17 protein-coding genes are annotated in these 17,489 nt (G+C 62.1%); 1 reads left to right on the top strand and 16 read right to left on the bottom strand.

The annotated features are described in order from the left end of the window. Window positions 1-56 precede the first annotated feature (56 nt). The 8 genes from ACP7AL_RS07990 to ACP7AL_RS07955 all read right to left on the bottom strand — a co-directional run bounded on the left by ACP7AL_RS07990 (window position 57) and on the right by ACP7AL_RS07955 (window position 9,312). Window positions 57-383 carry a DUF2160 domain-containing protein gene (locus ACP7AL_RS07990; protein ID WP_425990444.1) on the bottom strand — a complete coding sequence of 109 codons (327 nt, stop codon included), beginning with the start codon at window positions 381-383 and terminating at the stop codon, window positions 57-59. A gap of 2 nt (window positions 384-385) precedes the next feature. Further along, the gene (locus ACP7AL_RS07985; RefSeq protein ID WP_006021619.1) at window positions 386-1,192 is read right to left on the bottom strand and encodes a carbohydrate ABC transporter permease; all 807 of its coding nucleotides are present in this window, start codon (window positions 1,190-1,192) and stop codon (window positions 386-388) included. Further along, a complete protein-coding gene (locus tag ACP7AL_RS07980) occupies window positions 1,192-2,094 on the bottom strand; it encodes a carbohydrate ABC transporter permease (protein ID WP_425990442.1) in 903 nt (300 codons plus the stop codon). Before ACP7AL_RS07980 ends, ACP7AL_RS07985 begins: the two co-directional genes overlap by 1 nt. Then, complete coding sequence (locus tag ACP7AL_RS07975) at window positions 2,094-3,179, bottom strand: ABC transporter ATP-binding protein (RefSeq protein ID WP_425990440.1); 1,086 nt, start codon at window positions 3,177-3,179, stop codon at window positions 2,094-2,096. Before ACP7AL_RS07975 ends, ACP7AL_RS07980 begins: the two co-directional genes overlap by 1 nt. A 4-nt stretch (window positions 3,180-3,183) precedes the next feature. Further along, the gene (locus ACP7AL_RS07970; RefSeq protein WP_425990438.1) at window positions 3,184-4,263 is read right to left on the bottom strand and encodes an ABC transporter ATP-binding protein; all 1,080 of its coding nucleotides are present in this window, start codon (window positions 4,261-4,263) and stop codon (window positions 3,184-3,186) included. Further along, window positions 4,260-5,804, bottom strand: a complete 1,545-nt coding sequence (gene glpD, locus ACP7AL_RS07965; RefSeq protein ID WP_425990437.1) for a glycerol-3-phosphate dehydrogenase — start codon at window positions 5,802-5,804, stop codon at window positions 4,260-4,262. The genes ACP7AL_RS07970 and glpD overlap by 4 nt, the downstream gene beginning before the upstream one ends. Window positions 5,805-6,040: 236 nt before the next feature. Next, a complete protein-coding gene (locus ACP7AL_RS07960) occupies window positions 6,041-6,829 on the bottom strand; it encodes a DeoR/GlpR family DNA-binding transcription regulator (protein ID WP_425990435.1) in 789 nt (262 codons plus the stop codon). Between the two features lie 119 nt (window positions 6,830-6,948). Beyond that, window positions 6,949-9,312: a transketolase gene (locus ACP7AL_RS07955; protein WP_425990433.1), complete on the bottom strand. Its 2,364-nt coding sequence runs from the start codon at window positions 9,310-9,312 to the stop codon at window positions 6,949-6,951. Between the two features lie 134 nt (window positions 9,313-9,446). Here ACP7AL_RS07955 and ACP7AL_RS07950 point away from each other — a divergent pair, with 134 nt between their 5' ends. Then, window positions 9,447-9,908 (top strand): Lrp/AsnC family transcriptional regulator, encoded by a 462-nt coding sequence (locus ACP7AL_RS07950; RefSeq protein ID WP_006021626.1) that lies wholly within the window; start codon window positions 9,447-9,449, stop codon window positions 9,906-9,908. A 9-nt stretch (window positions 9,909-9,917) separates the two neighbouring features. On the opposite strand, the gene pcaG is transcribed toward ACP7AL_RS07950, so the two are convergent. The 8 genes from pcaG to ACP7AL_RS07910 form a co-directional block, all read right to left on the bottom strand. Beyond that, on the bottom strand, window positions 9,918-10,505 hold the full coding sequence (gene pcaG, locus ACP7AL_RS07945; protein ID WP_425990431.1) for a protocatechuate 3,4-dioxygenase subunit alpha: 588 nt from the start codon (window positions 10,503-10,505) through the stop codon (window positions 9,918-9,920). Beyond that, window positions 10,505-11,206 (bottom strand): protocatechuate 3,4-dioxygenase subunit beta, encoded by a 702-nt coding sequence (pcaH, locus tag ACP7AL_RS07940; protein ID WP_425990429.1) that lies wholly within the window; start codon window positions 11,204-11,206, stop codon window positions 10,505-10,507. Before pcaH ends, pcaG begins: the two co-directional genes overlap by 1 nt. A gap of 42 nt (window positions 11,207-11,248) precedes the next feature. After that, entirely contained in the window at window positions 11,249-11,962 is a 714-nt protein-coding gene (locus tag ACP7AL_RS07935; protein ID WP_425990427.1) for an ABC transporter ATP-binding protein, read from the bottom strand. Beyond that, the gene (locus ACP7AL_RS07930) at window positions 11,943-12,707 is read right to left on the bottom strand and encodes an ABC transporter ATP-binding protein (protein ID WP_425990425.1); all 765 of its coding nucleotides are present in this window, start codon (window positions 12,705-12,707) and stop codon (window positions 11,943-11,945) included. Before ACP7AL_RS07930 ends, ACP7AL_RS07935 begins: the two co-directional genes overlap by 20 nt. Further along, entirely contained in the window at window positions 12,704-13,705 is a 1,002-nt protein-coding gene (locus ACP7AL_RS07925; RefSeq protein WP_425990423.1) for a branched-chain amino acid ABC transporter permease, read from the bottom strand. Before ACP7AL_RS07925 ends, ACP7AL_RS07930 begins: the two co-directional genes overlap by 4 nt. A gap of 1 nt (window position 13,706) precedes the next feature. Then, the gene (locus ACP7AL_RS07920) at window positions 13,707-14,573 is read right to left on the bottom strand and encodes a branched-chain amino acid ABC transporter permease (protein WP_006021632.1); all 867 of its coding nucleotides are present in this window, start codon (window positions 14,571-14,573) and stop codon (window positions 13,707-13,709) included. Continuing rightward, a complete protein-coding gene (locus tag ACP7AL_RS07915) occupies window positions 14,573-16,198 on the bottom strand; it encodes an amidohydrolase (protein WP_425990420.1) in 1,626 nt (541 codons plus the stop codon). Before ACP7AL_RS07915 ends, ACP7AL_RS07920 begins: the two co-directional genes overlap by 1 nt. A 77-nt stretch (window positions 16,199-16,275) precedes the next feature. Then, window positions 16,276-17,451 (bottom strand): ABC transporter substrate-binding protein, encoded by a 1,176-nt coding sequence (locus tag ACP7AL_RS07910; RefSeq protein WP_425990418.1) that lies wholly within the window; start codon window positions 17,449-17,451, stop codon window positions 16,276-16,278. Window positions 17,452-17,489: the final 38 nt, after the last annotated feature.

Genomic DNA, 17,489 nt, shown 5'->3' with positions numbered 1-17,489 from the left:
TTGAAAACACAACTTCAGGTCCGGGTTGATCCACGGATCTGCCTCTTCTCCACCCGCTAGACGTTGCGAAATATGACAACGGCCGACACGATGGAAATTACGGTAGCGATCCACAAACTCGAGACCTCGACGCCCTCGCCGATCGGGAGCGTCGCAATCGTGTTCGTGCCCGCAAATGCAATCCACAAAAGATGAATGACCGCCGCGGCGATCAGCGATATGAAAAGCCTGTCGCCGCGCGTTGTCGGAATATGCAGGATTCCGACGCGCTCGGCCTCGGGGTAGCGCACCGCGAGCCAGGTCATGACTCCAAGCGTTCCCGCCAGCAGACAGAAGAAGATCGCCGTTGGTGCCGTCCAGGCCATCCATGCAATATGTTCCATGGTTACACCCGTCCCAGCGCGAAGCCGCGCGCGATATAGTTGCGGACAAACCAGATCACCAGAGCACCCGGGATGATGGTCAGGACGCCGGCGGCGGCCAGCAACCCCCAGTCCATGCCGGATGCTGAGATCGTGCGCGTCATGGTCGCGGCGATCGGCTTGGCGTTCACCGATGTGAGCGTGCGCGCCAGCAGCAATTCGACCCACGAGAACATGAAGCAGAAGAACGCCGCGACGCCGATGCCGCTCGCGATCAGCGGCATCAGGATCTTCACGAAAAAGCGCGGAAACGAATAGCCGTCGAGGAACGCGGTTTCGTCGATCTCTTTCGGAACGCCCGACACGAAACCTTCGAGAATCCACACCGCCAGCGGCACATTGAACAGGCAGTGCGCCAGCGCGACCGCCCAGGGCGTATCGAACAGATTGATCGCCGAGTACAAATTGAAGAACGGCAGCGCGAACACGGCCGGCGGCGCCATGCGATTCGACAGCAGCCAGAAGAACAGATGCTTGTCGCCGAGGAAACGGTAACGCGAGAAAGCATACGCCGCGGGCAGCGCGAAGGAGATCGACAGAATGGTGTTGATGAGGACGTACTTCAGCGAATTGATGTAGCCGGAGTACCAGCTCGAATCCGTGAAGATGCGCTTGTAGTGAACAAGCGTCGGATTGTTCGGCCACAACGTCATGGTCGTGACGATTTCCGTGTTGGTCTTGAAGCTCATGTTGACGAGCCAATAGATCGGCAACAGCAGGAAGATCAGGAACAGTCCGAGAATGATGCGACGTCCGGGAATGGTATGCATCATGCACCTCCCGCCGGTTGCACGCGTTCGTTATCGGCGTTCGTCATCACCGTGTAGAACACCCAGCACACGATCAATATGATGATATTGTAGACAATGGACAGCGCCGCCGCTTTGCCAAGGTCGAACTGTCCGAGCGCGATCTTGACCAGTTCGATCGACACGAAGGTCGTGGAGTTGCCGGGGCCACCGCCGGTCACGACGAACGGCTCGGTATAGATCATGAAACTGTCCATGAACCGCAACAGCACCGCGATCAGCAGCACGCGCTTCATTTTCGGCAACTGGATCGCGGTGAACACCGCCCAGCGCGACGCGCCGTCGATCTGCGCGGCCTGATAGTATGCATCGGGGATGGATTTCAGCCCGGCGTAGCACAGCAACGCGACGAGACTGGTCCAGTGCCAGACGTCCATGACAATGATGGTGCACCATGCGTCGAAGCTGTTCGACACGTAATTATAGTCGAATCCCATCTTGTTCAGCGTGTAGCCCATCAGGCCGATGTCGGGACGTCCGAAGATCTGCCAGATGGTGCCGACCACATTCCATGGAATCAGCAGTGGCAGCGCGAGAATGACGAGACAGGCTGCGACGCGCCAGCCTTCGCGCGGCATCGACAGCGCGACCAGAATGCCGAGCGGCACTTCGATAGCGAGGATGATGGCGGAGAACAGCAGATTGCGTCCAAGCGACGCCAGGAAGCGGTCGCCGAGGTCCGTCGACGGATCGAGCAATTCCTTGAACCAGCCGACCCCGTTCCAGAAGAACTGATTGTTTCCAAACGTGTCCTGCACCGAATAGTTGACCACCGTCATCAGCGGCAGCACCGCCGAGAACGCCACGATCAGGAACACCGGCAGCACCAGCAACCAGGCCTTGTTGTTGATCGTCTTGTCCATCACGCGCGCCCTTCAACCAAAAGACTGTCGGCATAGACGTGAATATGGGCCGGATCGAACACCAGCCCGGCGGTGTTGTCCGGAACAGAGAATCCATTCGGCACGCGGGCAGCGAACTTCACGTCGCCGATCCGTACGCGCGCAAAGCGGACGCGGCCGAGGTCGTCGATCCGCTCGATCTGCGCCGACAGCAATCCCGGTGCGGGCGCGGCAACATGAACGAACTCAGGCCGCACGCCGATTTCGATTTTCGCGCCAAGCGGAAGGCTGTCATAGGTCCGGTTCAGCCTGATGGTGTGGCCGTCGATTTTCGCCTCATTGGCCTTCACCTCGGCGGTTACGATATTCATGCCGGGTGATCCGATGAAGTATCCGACGAAGGTGTGCGCCGGCTTCGCGAACAGTTCTTCCGGCGTCCCGCTCTGCACCACACTGCCGTCGTGCATCACCACCACCGTATCGGCAAAGGTCAGCGCTTCGGTCTGATCGTGGGTGACGTAGATCATCGTCAGATCGAGCGCCTGGTGCAGCGCCTTGAGCTTCGAGCGCAGTTCCCATTTCAGGTGCGGATCGATCACCGTCAGCGGCTCGTCGAACAACACCGCCGCAACGTCGGACCGCACGAGACCGCGGCCAAGTGAAATCTTCTGCTTGGCGTCGGCGCTGAGCCGGACCGCCTTACGATTCACGTAGGGCGTCAAATCGAGCAGCTCGGCGATTTCCGTCACGCGTGCATCGATCTCTTTTCGCGGCAGGCCCCGGTTCTTGAGCGGGAACGCGAGGTTCTCGCCCACCGTCATGGTGTCGTAGATCACCGGAAACTGAAACACCTGCGCGATGTTGCGCTCGCGCGTCGTGGAGCGCGTGATATCGGTGCCATCGAACAGCACCTTGCCGTGCGACGGCGTGACGATGCCCGAGATGATGTTCAAGAGCGTGGTCTTGCCGCAGCCGGACGGTCCCAGCAGCGCGTAAGCGCCGCCCTGCCGCCATGTCATGGTCATCGGCTTCAGCGCATAGGACGCCCGGTCCGCCGCGTTGCCGCCGTAGGAATGCGCAAGATCGACAAGATCGATGCGAGCCATGATCTCACCGTGCTGTCGGCGCGGCGACGAGCCGGCCGGATTGATCGAAAATGAACAGGTCGTTCGGATCGAGCACCGCTTCAAGCTCCTGCCCAGGCAGAAACTCGTGGATGCCGGACAGCACCGCGACCCAGGTGTAACCTTCGCGTTTGAGATGCACGAAGCTTTCGGAGCCGGTGATCTCGGTCACGCTGACGGTGGTGACGAATCCATGGCGACCGTTGGAGGGGGCCGCCACTTCAAGCTGATGCGCGCGGAAGCCGACCTGGTAGGCGCCGTCGCTCAAACCTTCGTAAAGACCGGCCACCGACGCGCGTTCGCCGCCGGAATAGAAGATCGAGCCGTTTTTCTTCTCGATGCCGACGGTGTTGAGCGGCGGATCGGAAAACACCTCCGCCACTTCTACCGTGTCAGGACGCCGGTAAACCTGCGGCGTCGCACCGGCCTGCAGCACCCGCCCTTCCCCCATGCAGATGGTCCGGCCGCCCAGCAACAGGGCTTCCGAGGGTTCAGTCGTCGCATAGACGAAGATCGCGCCGGACTCCTCGAAGATGCGCGGCAGTTCGGTGCGCAGTTCCTCGCGCAGCTTGTAGTCGAGATTGGCGAGCGGCTCGTCGAGCAGCACGAGGTCCGCGCCCTTCACCAGCGCGCGGGCGATGGCGGTGCGCTGCTGCTGGCCACCCGAGAGCTGCAACGGCGTCCGGTTAAGATAGGGTTCGAGCTTCAGCAGCTTTGCGGCATTCCTGACGCGGGTCTCGATCTCGTCGCGCGCGACGCCCTGCACGCGCAGCGGCGACGCGATGTTCTCGTAAACCGTCAGCGTCGGATAGTTGATGAACTGCTGGTAGACCATCGCCACCGAGCGTTTGCGTACATCGAAACCGGTGACGTCCTTGCCGTCGACAAGCACGCGGCCGGAGGTGGGCTTGTCGAGCCCGGCGAGCAGCCGCATGATCGATGTCTTGCCCGCCAGCGTCGGGCCGAGCAGCACGCTCAATGTTCCGCGCTCAAGTGTCAGCGAGACATCCCGAATCCAGGGAACGCCGTTGACCTCGCGCGAAACCTTTTCGAGGGTGACGCTCATGCACGGCCTCCCGCTTCCTTCAGCGGCCGGTCGAAGCCGCTGCGATGCGTGGCGATCCAGTCGTCGAGCGCCTTCACTTCATCGGCTGACAGACGCAGACCCAGCTTGGACCGTCGCCAGACGATGTCCTCGGCGGTGCGCGCGAACTCGTGCGCGATAAGATAGCGGACTTCACGCTCGGTCAGCGTGTCGCCGAACAACTGTCCGAGATCCGCCGCCGACGACGCCTTATCGAGAACCTTGCTGGCCCGCGTACCATAGGCGTGCGCCAGACGAAGTGCGAGAGAGCGCGACAGGAACGAATTGTCGCGGATCAGTTCATCAGCCAGCGCCGGGATCGCGGACACATCGAGATCGCCGCCGGGCAGCGGCGCCGTACCGGTCCAGCCCGCCGGCTTTGCCTTGCCCGGCAGATACTGCTCCAGCCGCTCTAAAGCCTCTTCGGACAGGCGGCGATAGGTGGTGATCTTGCCGCCGAAGATCGACAGTAATGGCAACCCGCCCGGCGCATCGAATTCGAAGACATAGTCCCGCGTTGCGGCTTTCGCCTCGCTGGCCCCGTCGTCATAAAGCGGGCGGACGCCGGCATAGGCCCAGACCACATCCGCGGGCGTCACCTGCCTGGCGAGATAGTCGTTCACCGACTGGCACAGATAGGCGATTTCTTCCGCCGAGGCCTTCACCTTGGACGGATCGCCGTCGTAATCGCGATCGGTGGTACCGATCAGGGTGAAGTCGTTCTGAAACGGAATCACGAAGACGACGCGGCCATCGCTGTTCTGGAACGTGTAGGCGTGATCGTGGTCATAGAGGCGCGGCACGACAATGTGCGAGCCCTGCACCAGGCGCACCTTGGCCTTGGCGTTGATTCCCGCACGGCGGCTCAGCACATCCTCGACCCATGGACCGCCGGCATTGACCAGCGCACGCGCCTTGATGCTGCTCTGCGCACCGGTGATCATGTCTTCCAGCACGACCTGCCAGCAATCGTCCAGCCGCCGCGCCTCGATCGCGCGGGTTCGCGTGCGGATGACCGCGCCGCGATCGGCCGCGTCGCGCGCGTTGAGAACCACAAGGCGCGCGTCATCGACGAAGCAGTCGGAATATTCGAAGCCCTTGGTGAAGCGGCCGGGGGCGAGAGGCTGACCGACCGGATCGCGCGCCAGATTGACAGTGCGCGTCGCCGGCAGCAGACGCCGACCGCCGAGGTAGTCGTACATGAAGAGGCCGAGCCGCAGCAGCCACGCCGGACGCAGTCCCGCGTGATGGGGCAACACGAAACGCAGCGGGCGAATGATGTGCGGGGCAATCTGCCAAAGCACCTCGCGCTCGAGCAGCGCCTCGCGGACCAGGCGGAATTCGTAATACTCGAGATAGCGAAGGCCGCCGTGGATGAGCTTGCTCGACCACGACGACGTGCCGCTGGCGAGATCGTTCATCTCGCACAGGAACACGGAATTGCCCCGGCCCGCGGCGTCGCGGGCGATGCCGCAGCCGTTAATGCCTCCGCCGATGATTGCGAGGTCGAAAACCTTGTCCAACGTCTCTCCCCGGCGCTCGCTATTTTCACTTATAGCGATTTCGCTTTCGTATTGGATTAAATCACAACTTAAAACGAAAGCAAGCGGCGTGATGAATGCGCAGGCAGACGCGCCAGCACTCGGGAAAAGTGAAGATATGTGAGGGAGTTACAGCTCCAGCGTCGACAGACAAGCAAGAAGCGAGCGCCAACTGTCCACAAGCTGAACCAGCAAGCGGCGGAATCGGCTGAAGGCCGTCAGGCCACGTCAGCGGGCTTGTCGGGCATCGCCGCGATGACCTCGATGCCCCGGCTATTGCAAATCGCCTGAAGCCCGGTGGGCAACGGCAGGTCGGTGACGAAGGTATGGATCTGGCTGAGATGCGCGATGCGAACCGGCGCGTTGCGGCTGAGCTTGGTGCTGTCGGCCACCAGCATCACGCTACGCGCGTTGGCGATGATGGCCTGCGCCGCCTGCACCTCGCGATAGTCGAAGTCGAGCAACGCGCCCTCCTCGTCGATCGCCGATGCGCCGATGATGGCGTAATCGACCTTGAACTGGGTGATGAGGTTGTTCGCCGTCGATCCGATCACGGCGCCGTCCGCGCGGCGCACCGTGCCGCCGGCGACGATGACCTCGATTCGCGGGAGGCGATAGAGCAGCATCGCCACGTTGAGATTATTGGTAATGACCAGCAGGTCCTCGTGCGCCGTGAGCGCGCTCGCGACCTCTTCCGTCGTGGTGCCGATATTGATGAACAGCGAGCAGCCATTGGGAATCTGCGCAGCCGCCGCCGCACCGATGGCTTTCTTTTCCTCCGCCGCGACGAACCGTCTCGCCTCGTAGGCCAGGTTTTCGACGCCCGAGGCGATGATCGCGCCGCCATGAACCCGCGTCATCGAGCGGCGGTCGCACAGATCGTTCAGGTCCTTGCGGATGGTCTGCGCCGAAACTTCAAAGCGCCGCGCCAGATCCTCCACCGTCACCCGCCCGGAGGCGCGCGCAATGTTCAGAATGTCGGACTGGCGGTTGGAAAGCTCGGTCATTCAGCACCTTAACCCATATGGGGGCAATGGTGCTGCGGTTGCCGCGTCCGGTCAACTCGGCAATTCATCGATCCGGCTGCGGATGCCCCGCGTGGTTAAAACCGCGCCCGGGCGCCCTTTCACACCGCCATCTTGCGATGCCGGATCGGCGAGCCGCCGAATGTCAGGGCCGCCGCCGCATCGATGATGGTGTTGGCATCGAGACCGTAGTGGGCATAGAGATCGCCGATGGTGCCGGTCTGGCCGAATTTTTCGACGCCGAGCGCTTCGACGCGGTGACCGTGAACGCTGCCGAGCCAGGCCAGTGTCGCCGGATGACCGTCAATCACGGTGACGAGTCCGCAGTCACGCGGCAACGGCGCAAGCAGCCGCTCGATATGACTCGGTTCGCGCGGCCCGCCGCTGCGGCGAAGCTTGCGTGACGCACTCCAGCCGGAGTGCAACCGGTCCGCAGACGTAATCGCAAGCAGGCCGATGTCCCGGCGTGACTCGCCAAGCAATCCCGTCGCCTCGATGGCTTCCGGCGCAACGGTGCCGGTGTAAGCGATCACCAGTTCGGCATTCGGCCCGGGCTTGCGCAGCCAGTAAGCGCCCGCGGCAATGTCGCTCGCAAGTTCCGGCGTCATCGTTCGCTGCGGCTGATCCAGCGTGCGTGTCGACAGCCGAAGATACACCGATCCGCCGTCGTCATCGCGCTGCATGTGTTCGAAGCCCCAGCGCATGATGACCGCAAGTTCGTCCACAAAAGCGGGCTCAAATGACGAGAGCCCATCCTGCGCCATGCCGATCAGGGGCGTCGCAATCGACTGGTGCGCGCCGCCTTCCGGCGCCAGCGTGATGCCCGACGGCGTCGCCGCAACCATGAAACGCGCATCCTGATAACAGGCATAGTTCAGCGCATCGAGCCCGCGCTCAATGAACGGATCGTACAGCGTGCCGACCGGCAGGAGCCGTTCGCCATTGATGGAGTGAGACAGGCCGAGCGCGGAGAGCATGATGAAAAGATTCATCTCCGCGATGCCAAGTTCCATGTGCTGGCCCTTCGGCGAGTAATCCCACGCGAAGGTCGAGGGAATCTTCTCCTTGCGGAACAGGTCGGTGTTCTCCGCCATCGCAAACAGGCCGCGCCGGTTCACCCACGGGCCGAGATTGGTCGAGACCGTGACGTCCGGCGACGTGGTGACAATGCGCTCCGCGAGTTTTGTATCGCCCCGCGCCAGTTCATTGAGGATCAGGCCAAAGCCCTGCTGTGTCGCCATGCGCGGCGTCAGCGTCACATTGAGTTGCGCAGGCACTTCGATCTTCGGTGCATCGAACCGCCGTGCGCCATCGCGCGCGAAGGTCACATCCTTTAGAAATTTTTCGATGCGGGCGTGGTCGAGCGGCAGACCTTCCAGCCGATCCCATTCGTGGCCGGGGCGGATGTTCTGCGCCGCGCGGAAGGTTTCCATCTGCGAAACCGTCATCAGCCCGGCGTGATTGTCCTTGTGGCCCTGGAACGGCAGGCCGACGCCCTTGATGGTGTAGGCGATGAAGCAGACCGGCCGATCGTGATCGATCGCCTCGAAAGCTTCCAGCATGCTGGCCATGTCGTGGCCGCCGAGATTGGACATCAGCGCCAGCAGTTCGTCATCACTGCGCTTCTCGATCAGTTTCGTCACCGCGCCCTGATCGCCGATGTCGTCGAGCAGATGCTTGCGAAACGCCGCGCCGCCCTGGAAGCACAGCGCCGCGTACATCTGGTTCGGGCAGTTATCGATCCACTTCCGCAGCGCCTCGCCGCCAGGCTCCGCGAAGGCGGCCTGCATCAGCTTGCCGTACTTCACGATCACCACGTCCCAGCCGAAATTGCGGAACATGGTCTCGAGCTTTTCCCACAGCCCTTCATGGATCACCGCGTCGAGGCTCTGGCGGTTGTAGTCGATTACCCACCAGGTGTTGCGCAGGCCCTGCTTCCAGCCCTCCAGCAGCGCCTCGAAGATATTGCCTTCATCGAGTTCGGCGTCGCCGACCAGCGCGATCATGCGCCCCTCGGGCCGATCCTTCATCCAGCCGTGAGACTTCACGTAGTCCTGCACCAGCGACGAGAACAGCGTCTGCGCCACACCAAGCCCGACCGAACCGGTGGAGAAATCCACGTCGTCGATATCCTTGGTGCGCGAGGGATAGGACTGCGCGCCCTTGAAACCGCGGAAATTCTCCAGCTTCTCGCGGGTCTGCTGGCCGAGCAGATATTGAATCGCATGGAATACCGGACTGGCGTGCGGCTTCACCGCCACGCGATCCTCGGGCTTGAGCACGCCGAAATACAGCGCCGACATGATCGTCGCGAGTGACGCCGATGAGGCCTGATGGCCGCCGACTTTCAGCCCGTCGGAATCCGGCCGGATGTGATTGGCATGATGGATGGTCCACGACGACAGCCACAGCACCTTGCGGGTCAGCGCGGACAGAATTTCCAGACGAGAAGGTTCGATGGGCATGGCGTTCACCGGGATAAAGGTCCGAGCCAATGCTAGTCCTCGCCGGGCGCTGAAAAATCTCAAATCATCTCGACCGGCGGCAAAATATTAGTATAGTATACCAATAAGAAGGATATTTGTGAGATTTCATTCCAATGACAGAACTTGATGCGATCGACCGCAAAATCCTTGCGATTCTTCAGTCCGACAGCCGCGTGACCATGCAGGACCTTGCCGATCGGGTCGGCCTCTCGGTGTCGCCGTGCCATCGCCGGGTGAAACTGCTCGAAGAGCGCGGCGTGATCTCGCGCTACATCGCGATGGTAGACCAGAAATCGGTGGGACTTCCGGTCAGCGTTTTCATCTCGATCAAGCTGGAGCGGCAGAAGGAAGAAGACCTCAACCGCTTCGCCAGGGCGATCTCGAAGTGGGACGAAGTGCTGGAGTGCTATCTGATGACCGGCAACCGGGATTATCTGCTGCGCGTGGTCACCGCCGACCTTCCATCCTATGAAGCTTTCCTGAAAACCAAGCTGACGCGGCTCGACGGCATTGCCTCGATCGAGTCCAGCTTCGCGCTCAGTCAGGTGAAGTACTCGATCGCCCTGCCGGTTTAGCCCGTCCGGCTAAAGATCGAAGAACACGGTTTCGCTGTCGCCCTGCAGGTGAACGTCGAACCGGTAGATTGCGGCATCACCCTTCTCGCGCTTTGCAAAAAGCGTCGCACGGCGATCCGCCGGCACAAGCGCAAGGATCGGATCGGCGGCGTTGGCGGCCTCGTCTTCGAAATAAATCCGCGTGATCGCCTGCTGTGTCATGCCACGCGCGAACACCGCGAGAAGAATATGAGGCGCCTGCGGCTTGCCGCCGGGACCGGGCACCGGACCGGGCTTGATAGTGCGGAATTCAAACCCGCCCTTGGCGTCGGTGCCGCAGCGGCCAAAGCCCTTGAACACGGCGTTCGGAGCGGCGCGCGTGTCCTGCGGATCGGCGAAGCGTCCCTGCGCATCGGCCTGCCAGATTTCGAGCATGGAATCGGGAATGACCTTGCCCTCGCCGTCGAACACCTGCCCGACGATGCGGATGCGGTCGCCCGACACGTCAGGCGTCACCAGATCGTTGCTGAACGCGTCGTTCCACGCGTAGTCATTGCCCGGTGTGAGGCCGTATTTGAAGTAAGGACCGACGGTCTGCGACGGCGTGATGTTGCTCATCAGTCGTTATCCAGCGGCGTGGCGTTGCGCCCGCGCAATACAATGTCGAAACGGTAGCAGAGCGCCCAGTCGGGCTTGGTGTTTTCCAGGTCGAAGCTCGACACCATCCGCATCCGCGCCTTCTCGTCCGTCACCGAATTGAAGATCGGGTCGTAAGCGAACAGCGGATCGCCGGGGAAATACATCTGGGTCACGATGCGCGAGATGAAGGAGTGCCCGAACACCGAGAAATGGATATGAGCGGGCCGCCACGCATTGGGATGATTGCCCCACGGATATGCACCCGGCTTAATGGTGATGAAGCGGTAGTACCCCTGTGCGTCCGTTTGTGCGCGGCCTGCGCCGGTGAAGTTCGGATCGAGTGGCGCAGGATGCTGATCGACGACGTGGATGTAGCGGCCGCAGGCGTTGGCCTGCCAGACTTCGAGCAGCGTGTTCGGCACGCCGCGGCCGTCTTCGTCACGGACATGGCCGTGAACGATAATCCGCTCGCCGAGCGGTTCGCCCTTGTGCTGGATGGTGAGATCGTTGTCGTTCTCGCGCACGGTCTCGTGTCCGTACACCGGCCCGGTCAATTCCGACAGCGTATGCGGAATCATCACCAGCGGCCTGGTCGGCGAGCGCAGCACCGTGCTCTTGTAGGCCGGCGACAACCGCGGCGCATGGGCGGCGTTGCTGTCTCGCGGATAGATCAACGTCATGGGCGTCTTCTTTTCGTTGTTCCGGCCAGCTTAGCAAGCCGGTCAGTGAATGCCTACACCAAGCAGCCGGTTCACCAGAGATCGATCGGACTTCAGTTCGTCCGACACGCCTTCCCAGACCGCGCGGCCACGCTCGACCACCATTACGCGATCCGCGAAATTGAGCGCGCGCTCGATCTGCTGCTCGACCAGGATGATCGTCATATCGCCGCTGGTGGCAAGGCGAGAGATGGTTTCCATCAACTGATCGCAGATCACCGGCGCCAGCCCTTCCAGCGGCTCATCCAGCAGCAGGATCGACGGTTTTCCGAGCAACGTCCGCGCCATCGACAGCATCTGCTGCTCGCCCCCGGACAATTGCAGCCCGAGATGCCGCCGGCGCTCTGCGAGGCGTGGAAACATCTTGTAAATTCCGGCCAGCCCGTCCCGCTCGCGCGTCTTGAAGCCGGTCGACAGGTTCTCTTCCACGGTCAGCGAACCGAAAATATCGCGTGTCTGCGGCACGTAGCCCATGCCGCGCAGCGCCCGCGCCGAAGTCTTCATCGCGCTGATGTCCTGTCCGTCCGCAACAATGCGGCCGTGATGCCGCGTCGACAGCCCCATCAGAGTCGCGAGCAGCGTCGTCTTGCCAACGCCGTTGCGGCCGAGGATCGCAAGACGGCCGCCGGCCGGCACCTCGAACGACATCTCCGAGACGATCTGCGTCGGGCCGTAGCCCGCGCTCAGGCGTTCGACCTCAAGCCGTGCGGCTGGCATCGGCGTAGCTCCCCAGATAGGCGCGGCGGACTTCATCATCCTTCGTGACGTCCTGCGGACTACCTTCGAAAATCAGGCGACCGTTGGCGAGCACAAGCACACGCTTCGCAAACCGGAATACGAGGTCCATATCATGCTCGATCATGAGCACGGCAATATCGGACGGCAGGCGGTTGATCGCTTCGAGAATCTTCGGCGCTTCGTCGTGCGGAACGCCCGCCGCCGGCTCGTCCAGCATCAGCACCTTCGGCGTCAACGCGAGACCGATGGCGAGATCGAGCAGACGCTGCTGGCCATAGGCCAGTTTCGCGACGGGAAGCTGCTTCAGATGTGCAATGCCAAGCATACCCAGGATATGCATCCATTCGTCGCGCACCTGCGGCGCGAACGTCTCCACCGAGAAGAACCGGCGCGTGAGACCTTTGCGCTGCATGACGGCCAGCGCGACGTTTTCGGCGACCGAGAGACTGGTGAACAGCCGGGTGATCTGGAATGTCCGCGCCAGCCCCTGCCGGACGCGGCCGGGAATCGGGACCGACGTCAGGTCATTGCCCTCGAAGAAAATGTTGCCGTCGGACGGCGAGAGATCACCGGAAATCACGTTGACCAATGTGGTCTTTCCCGCCCCGTTCGGGCCGATCAGCGCAACGCGATCGCCCTTGCCGAGACTGAAGGAAATGTCGCGGTTGACATGCAGACCGCCGAACGACTTCGAAACGTTTCGCAGTTCCAGCAGCGGACTCATGGGCGCGGCCTCCGCTGCGAGAACGAAGCCCAGAGCGAGGCGATGCTGTGCCCGAGACCGCGCGGCGCAAAGATAACGATGATGATGAGCAACAGCCCGACCAGGGTCATCCAGTGGAACGGATTGGCCGCCGAGACAATGTGCTCGAATATCTGGAAGATCACCGCGCCTGCCAGCGCGCCCCACAGGTTTCCGGCTCCGCCCAGCACCAGCATGACAAGCACTTCGGCGGACCGCTCGAAGCTCACGCTGTCGAGCCCGACCACGCCGGTGTTGATCGCCATCAGCGCACCGCCAAGACCCGCAACGATTCCCGACACGCCATACATCATCACGAGCCGCGGATAGGCCGAGGCTCCGATCATCAGCGCGCGCAGGGAGTCATCCTTGATGCCGCGGCACAGCAGGCCGAACGGAGAACGGACGAACCGCAGCAGCAGCACCATGACGACCGCAAGCGTCACCAGCGAGAAGATGTACGATGTCCGGCTGTACATATCGAACGCGAACACGCCAAAGATTTTCCCCGGCGAAATGCCTGACAGGCCGTCGCTGCCGCCGGTCCATGACGACAGCTTGTTCGCCAGCGAACTGACGAGCTGACCGATCGCGATGGACAGCACGAGTTGCGGCAGACCATGAAAGCGCGTGATCAGCGCGCCGGAGATCAGCCCCATCACCGCGCCGGTGAAGGCCCCAATGGCGAGCAGGATCAGCGGATTGGTAATCCCTGCGATGCAGGCATTGCCGACCGCATAGGCGCTGACGCCGAACAACGCCGCCTGCCCCAGCGTTGCCACACCGCAATAGCCGGTGACGAGATCGAGCGAGAGAACAAGGAACGTGATGCTGATCAGCCGCGTCAGGAATGCAAGGTCATCGGGAAACGCGAAATAGCCGATCGCGCCCACGACCGCGACCGTCAGCAGACCAAGGATTTCCTGCTGGAGCGGAAATCCCGGCCGCGGCACATCGTATTTGATGGTCTGCTCGGTCATGTCAGTGGGCCCGTCCGAGAAGGCCGCGCGGGAACAGGAACACCGTCAGGATCACCGCGAGATAGAAGAAAAACTCGCCGAACTCGGGCGCCAGATACTTTCCCGTGGTGTCCGCGAGCCCCAGAAACAGCGACGCCGCGAGCGCGCCGAGGATCGATCCCGCACCACCCACCGATACAACAACAAGGAATGTGACCATGTAGCGCAGCGCGTAGAACGGCTCGATCGGCAGCATCTCCGCGCCCAGCACGCCGCCGAAGGCCGCAAGCCCCACGGCCAGCGCAAATGTCGCCGAATAAATCCACTGCGTTCGGATGCCGAGGGATTCCGCCATATCGCCGTTGTCGACGGCGGCGCGCATCCGCACGCCGAACTCCGTCTTGTCGATCAACAGCCACAGCGCCAGCGCCGTTGTCAGCCCGCACGCGATCACCAGCAGCCGATGTGTCGAGATCATGCGGAAGCCGAGATCGAACGGACCGCTGAGCGCCGCCGGAAGCGGGATCGGCTTCGAGGTCGGCCCGAGGGTGAAGTTCGCCAATCCGATGATGACGAAGGTGATGCCGATGGTGAGCAGGAGCTGGGTCAGCGCATCGGAATGGCGGTAGATACGGCGATACAGCAGGACTTCGAAGGGAATCGAGATCAGGATTGTACCGATCACGGCAATGACAATGGCGATCGGATAACTGATACCGAGCGTCTTCAACGCATAGGACGCAAGATAGCCGCCGATCATCGCGAATGCGCCATGGGCGAGGTTCACCACGCGCATCAGGCCCATCATGATCGACAGGCCGATGGAGATGGTGAACAGCACCATTCCGTAGGATATCGCGTCCAGCAGGATGCTCAGCGCGGTCAGCATCAGTGCACCCCCGCCTGCATCTCGGCAGCAGCCGACAGCGTGTCATGGCGCACCGCGCCGCGAAGTACCGTCATCAGCACGTTAGTCGCAGCGAGATCAGTAGAAGCGTCGAACGGATCACGATCAAGCGCGATGAAATCCGCCGCCATGCCCGGCACAAGCGTCCCGCGCCAGTCTTCCTGGCTCATGGCGAAGGCGCCGCCATGGATGTAACTGCCGACGGCCTGCCGGCGTGTCAGAGCCTCATCCGCTCCAATCGGAGACCCGAGCGACGCTCCGCGGTCCACGGCATTCGCCATGCCAATCCATGGCGAGACGTGCCCGGTCGGCGCGTCGGAGCTTCCGACATAGGTGACACCGGCATCGATCACCGATCGTGCAGGATATTTGGTGTGGGCATCCGGGCCGAATGCTTCCAGGATCGAACGCCGCATCCGCGTCAGGAAGCTCGGCTGCGTCACGATCAAGGCGCCGAGCGCCTTCATGCGTGCAAGACCACCGTCCGGCGGAACGAAATAGTGCTCGATCCGATGGCGCGGCTGTTGTCCCGGCAGCGCCCTCTCCGCCTTCTCGAAGGCCGCGATGACGCGTGCGGATGCGCGGTCGCCCACACAATGAGTCGCCGTCTGCCAGCCATCGAGATGCGCCTCCACAATCACCCGTTCGAGATCATCTTCCTCGCGCATAAAGAAACCCGTTGAGCCCGTATCGGCAAACGGCTTGCTGACCGCCGCCGTGCGCGCACCGACGATGCCGTCGGCGAAAAACTTTAGCGTCATCGCCTGCCAGTCAGGATCGGGGCGCGGCGTCAAACCGCGCATAGCGGCGTCTTTGGGATCGAGCTGATACATGAATCCAAGGCGGATCGGTGAGAACGAGGACTCCTGACGAAGCAACTTCCATACCGCGAATTCATCGTCGAACCCGCAGGTGAAACCGACGGCGGCTTCGACAGCAGCAGTCAGGCCCATCCGCATGCTGTCTTCGATGGTTTCGCGCAACGAAGCAGCCATCGCGGCCGGATCGACAGCCGGGATCGCGCGGAACACCGCTTCCGCGGCACTTTCCTTGGCGCTGCCGTCCAGACGCCCGGCGGCACTGCGCCCGAACGATCCGCTCGGCGGATCGGACACGCCCTCGCCGATCTGAAGCAGCTTCAGCGCAGCGCTGTTGAGGATCGCGGTGTGCCCGCAAAAGCGGCGAATGATAACCGGATGATGGGGAGCGACGGCGTCGATTTCATCTCGCATGGGATAGCGATGCTCGGCGAGATTGTTCTCGTCAAAGCCCACCGCCCTGATCCATTGCGTCGGTGGAGTCGTCTTTGCCGATGCGGACACGTGGCGCAGAACATCCGCAATCGTGCAGACGCCCGATCCATTCAATTGAACCTGTTGGCGCTCGTTGGCGATGGCGAACAGATGAACATGTGCATCGGTCAGGCCCGGGATGATCGTCGCACCCTGCATGTCGATGGTGCGGCCAGCCTCCGGCGCGTCCTGCCTCTCGCCGACCCAATGGACGGCGCCCTTCCGGGTGACAAGCGCGCTGGCCGGTCGTGTGTCACCGGCGGATCGATAGATCCGCGCATTGATGAATCGCAGGGTGTCCGGGCTGTGCGGCATTGCTCGGCCAGTTGTCTGTTAGCTAAAAGATTGGCGCGAGCGAACTCGCGCCAATCCATGCGTGGCGAGTGTGTGGTTTAGTTCTTGACCAGCGCCCAGTCGGGCTGAGCTTCGAATGTCTGAAGCTCCTTGTTGATCAGTTTGCCATTCTCTTTCGCGACTTCGCGCAGATAGACATTCTGCGTGATGTGGCGCGTCGCCGGATCGATCGACACCGGGCCGCGCGGGCTGACCCACTTCATGCCTTTGACCGCGGCTACAGCCTTTTCCGGATCGCGCTGGCCCTGGGTAGCCTCGATCATCTTGTAGATCACGCGCGCACCGTCGTAAGCGGCGACCGACGTCATCGTCACGTTGTCGGCCGCAGTACCGCCCTTGGCGAGCCGCTCAAGGAACGCCTTGTTCTCCGGCGACGCATGCGACACCGCATAGTGATAGGTCGACAGAATACCGAGACCGTTGTCGCCGATGTTCGGCAGATCCGGCTCCGTCACCACGTCACCGGTCGAGATCAGCTTGACGCCGGCCGCCTTCAAACCGTTGTCGATGTAACCCTTCACGAAGCCCAGCGTGGGAGGACCGGCCGGCAGGAAGGTGAAGATGGTGTCAGCGCCCGAGCTCTTGATACGCTGCATGATCGGGCTGAAATCGGTGGTGGCGATCGGCATGCGAATGGCTTCGACGATCGTGCCGCCGTCGGCCTCGAAGGTCTTCTTGAACGCAGCTTCCGCGTCAATGCCGGGACCGTAATCGGTGACGGCGATCGCCACCTTCTTCGCGCCCTTTGCCTTCGCAACCTTGGCGGCGGGAACGGTGTTCTGCCACATCGTGAACGAGGTGCGGACAATGTACGGGCTCTTCTCGACGATCGCCGACGTCGCAGCATTAAAGACGATCATCGGCGTCTTGGCTTCTTCGAGCAGCGGCGCGACCGCCATGGCGTCAGGCGTGAAATAGAGACCGGCGATGTACTGCACCTTGTCCTTGACGATCAGTTCCTGCGCGAGCGCCTTGGACTTCGCGGGGTTCGGCGATTCCTCGTCGCGATAAATGAACTCGACGTCGTGACCGGCAACCTTGTTGCCATTCTCGGCAACCCAGGCTTCGATGCCCGCCTTGAAGTTCTGGCCGAACAACGCATACGGCCCTGACATGGTCCCGATGACGCCGACCTTGATGGTGTCGGCGTGAGCCGCCCCAGACATCAGCCCGGCGACGGCCAGAGCGCACGCGTAATTAACTGCCTTGTTCATGTGGTCCCCTGCTCCTGTTTGTTTTTGTTACGTCAAAC

It is taken from the genome of Afipia sp. DC4300-2b1 (genome assembly GCF_049895725.1).
Classification (GTDB): domain Bacteria; phylum Pseudomonadota; class Alphaproteobacteria; order Rhizobiales; family Xanthobacteraceae; genus Afipia; species Afipia broomeae.
The sequence above is the reverse complement of the archived record's forward strand: the minus strand, read 5'-3'. Positions and strand labels throughout refer to the sequence as shown.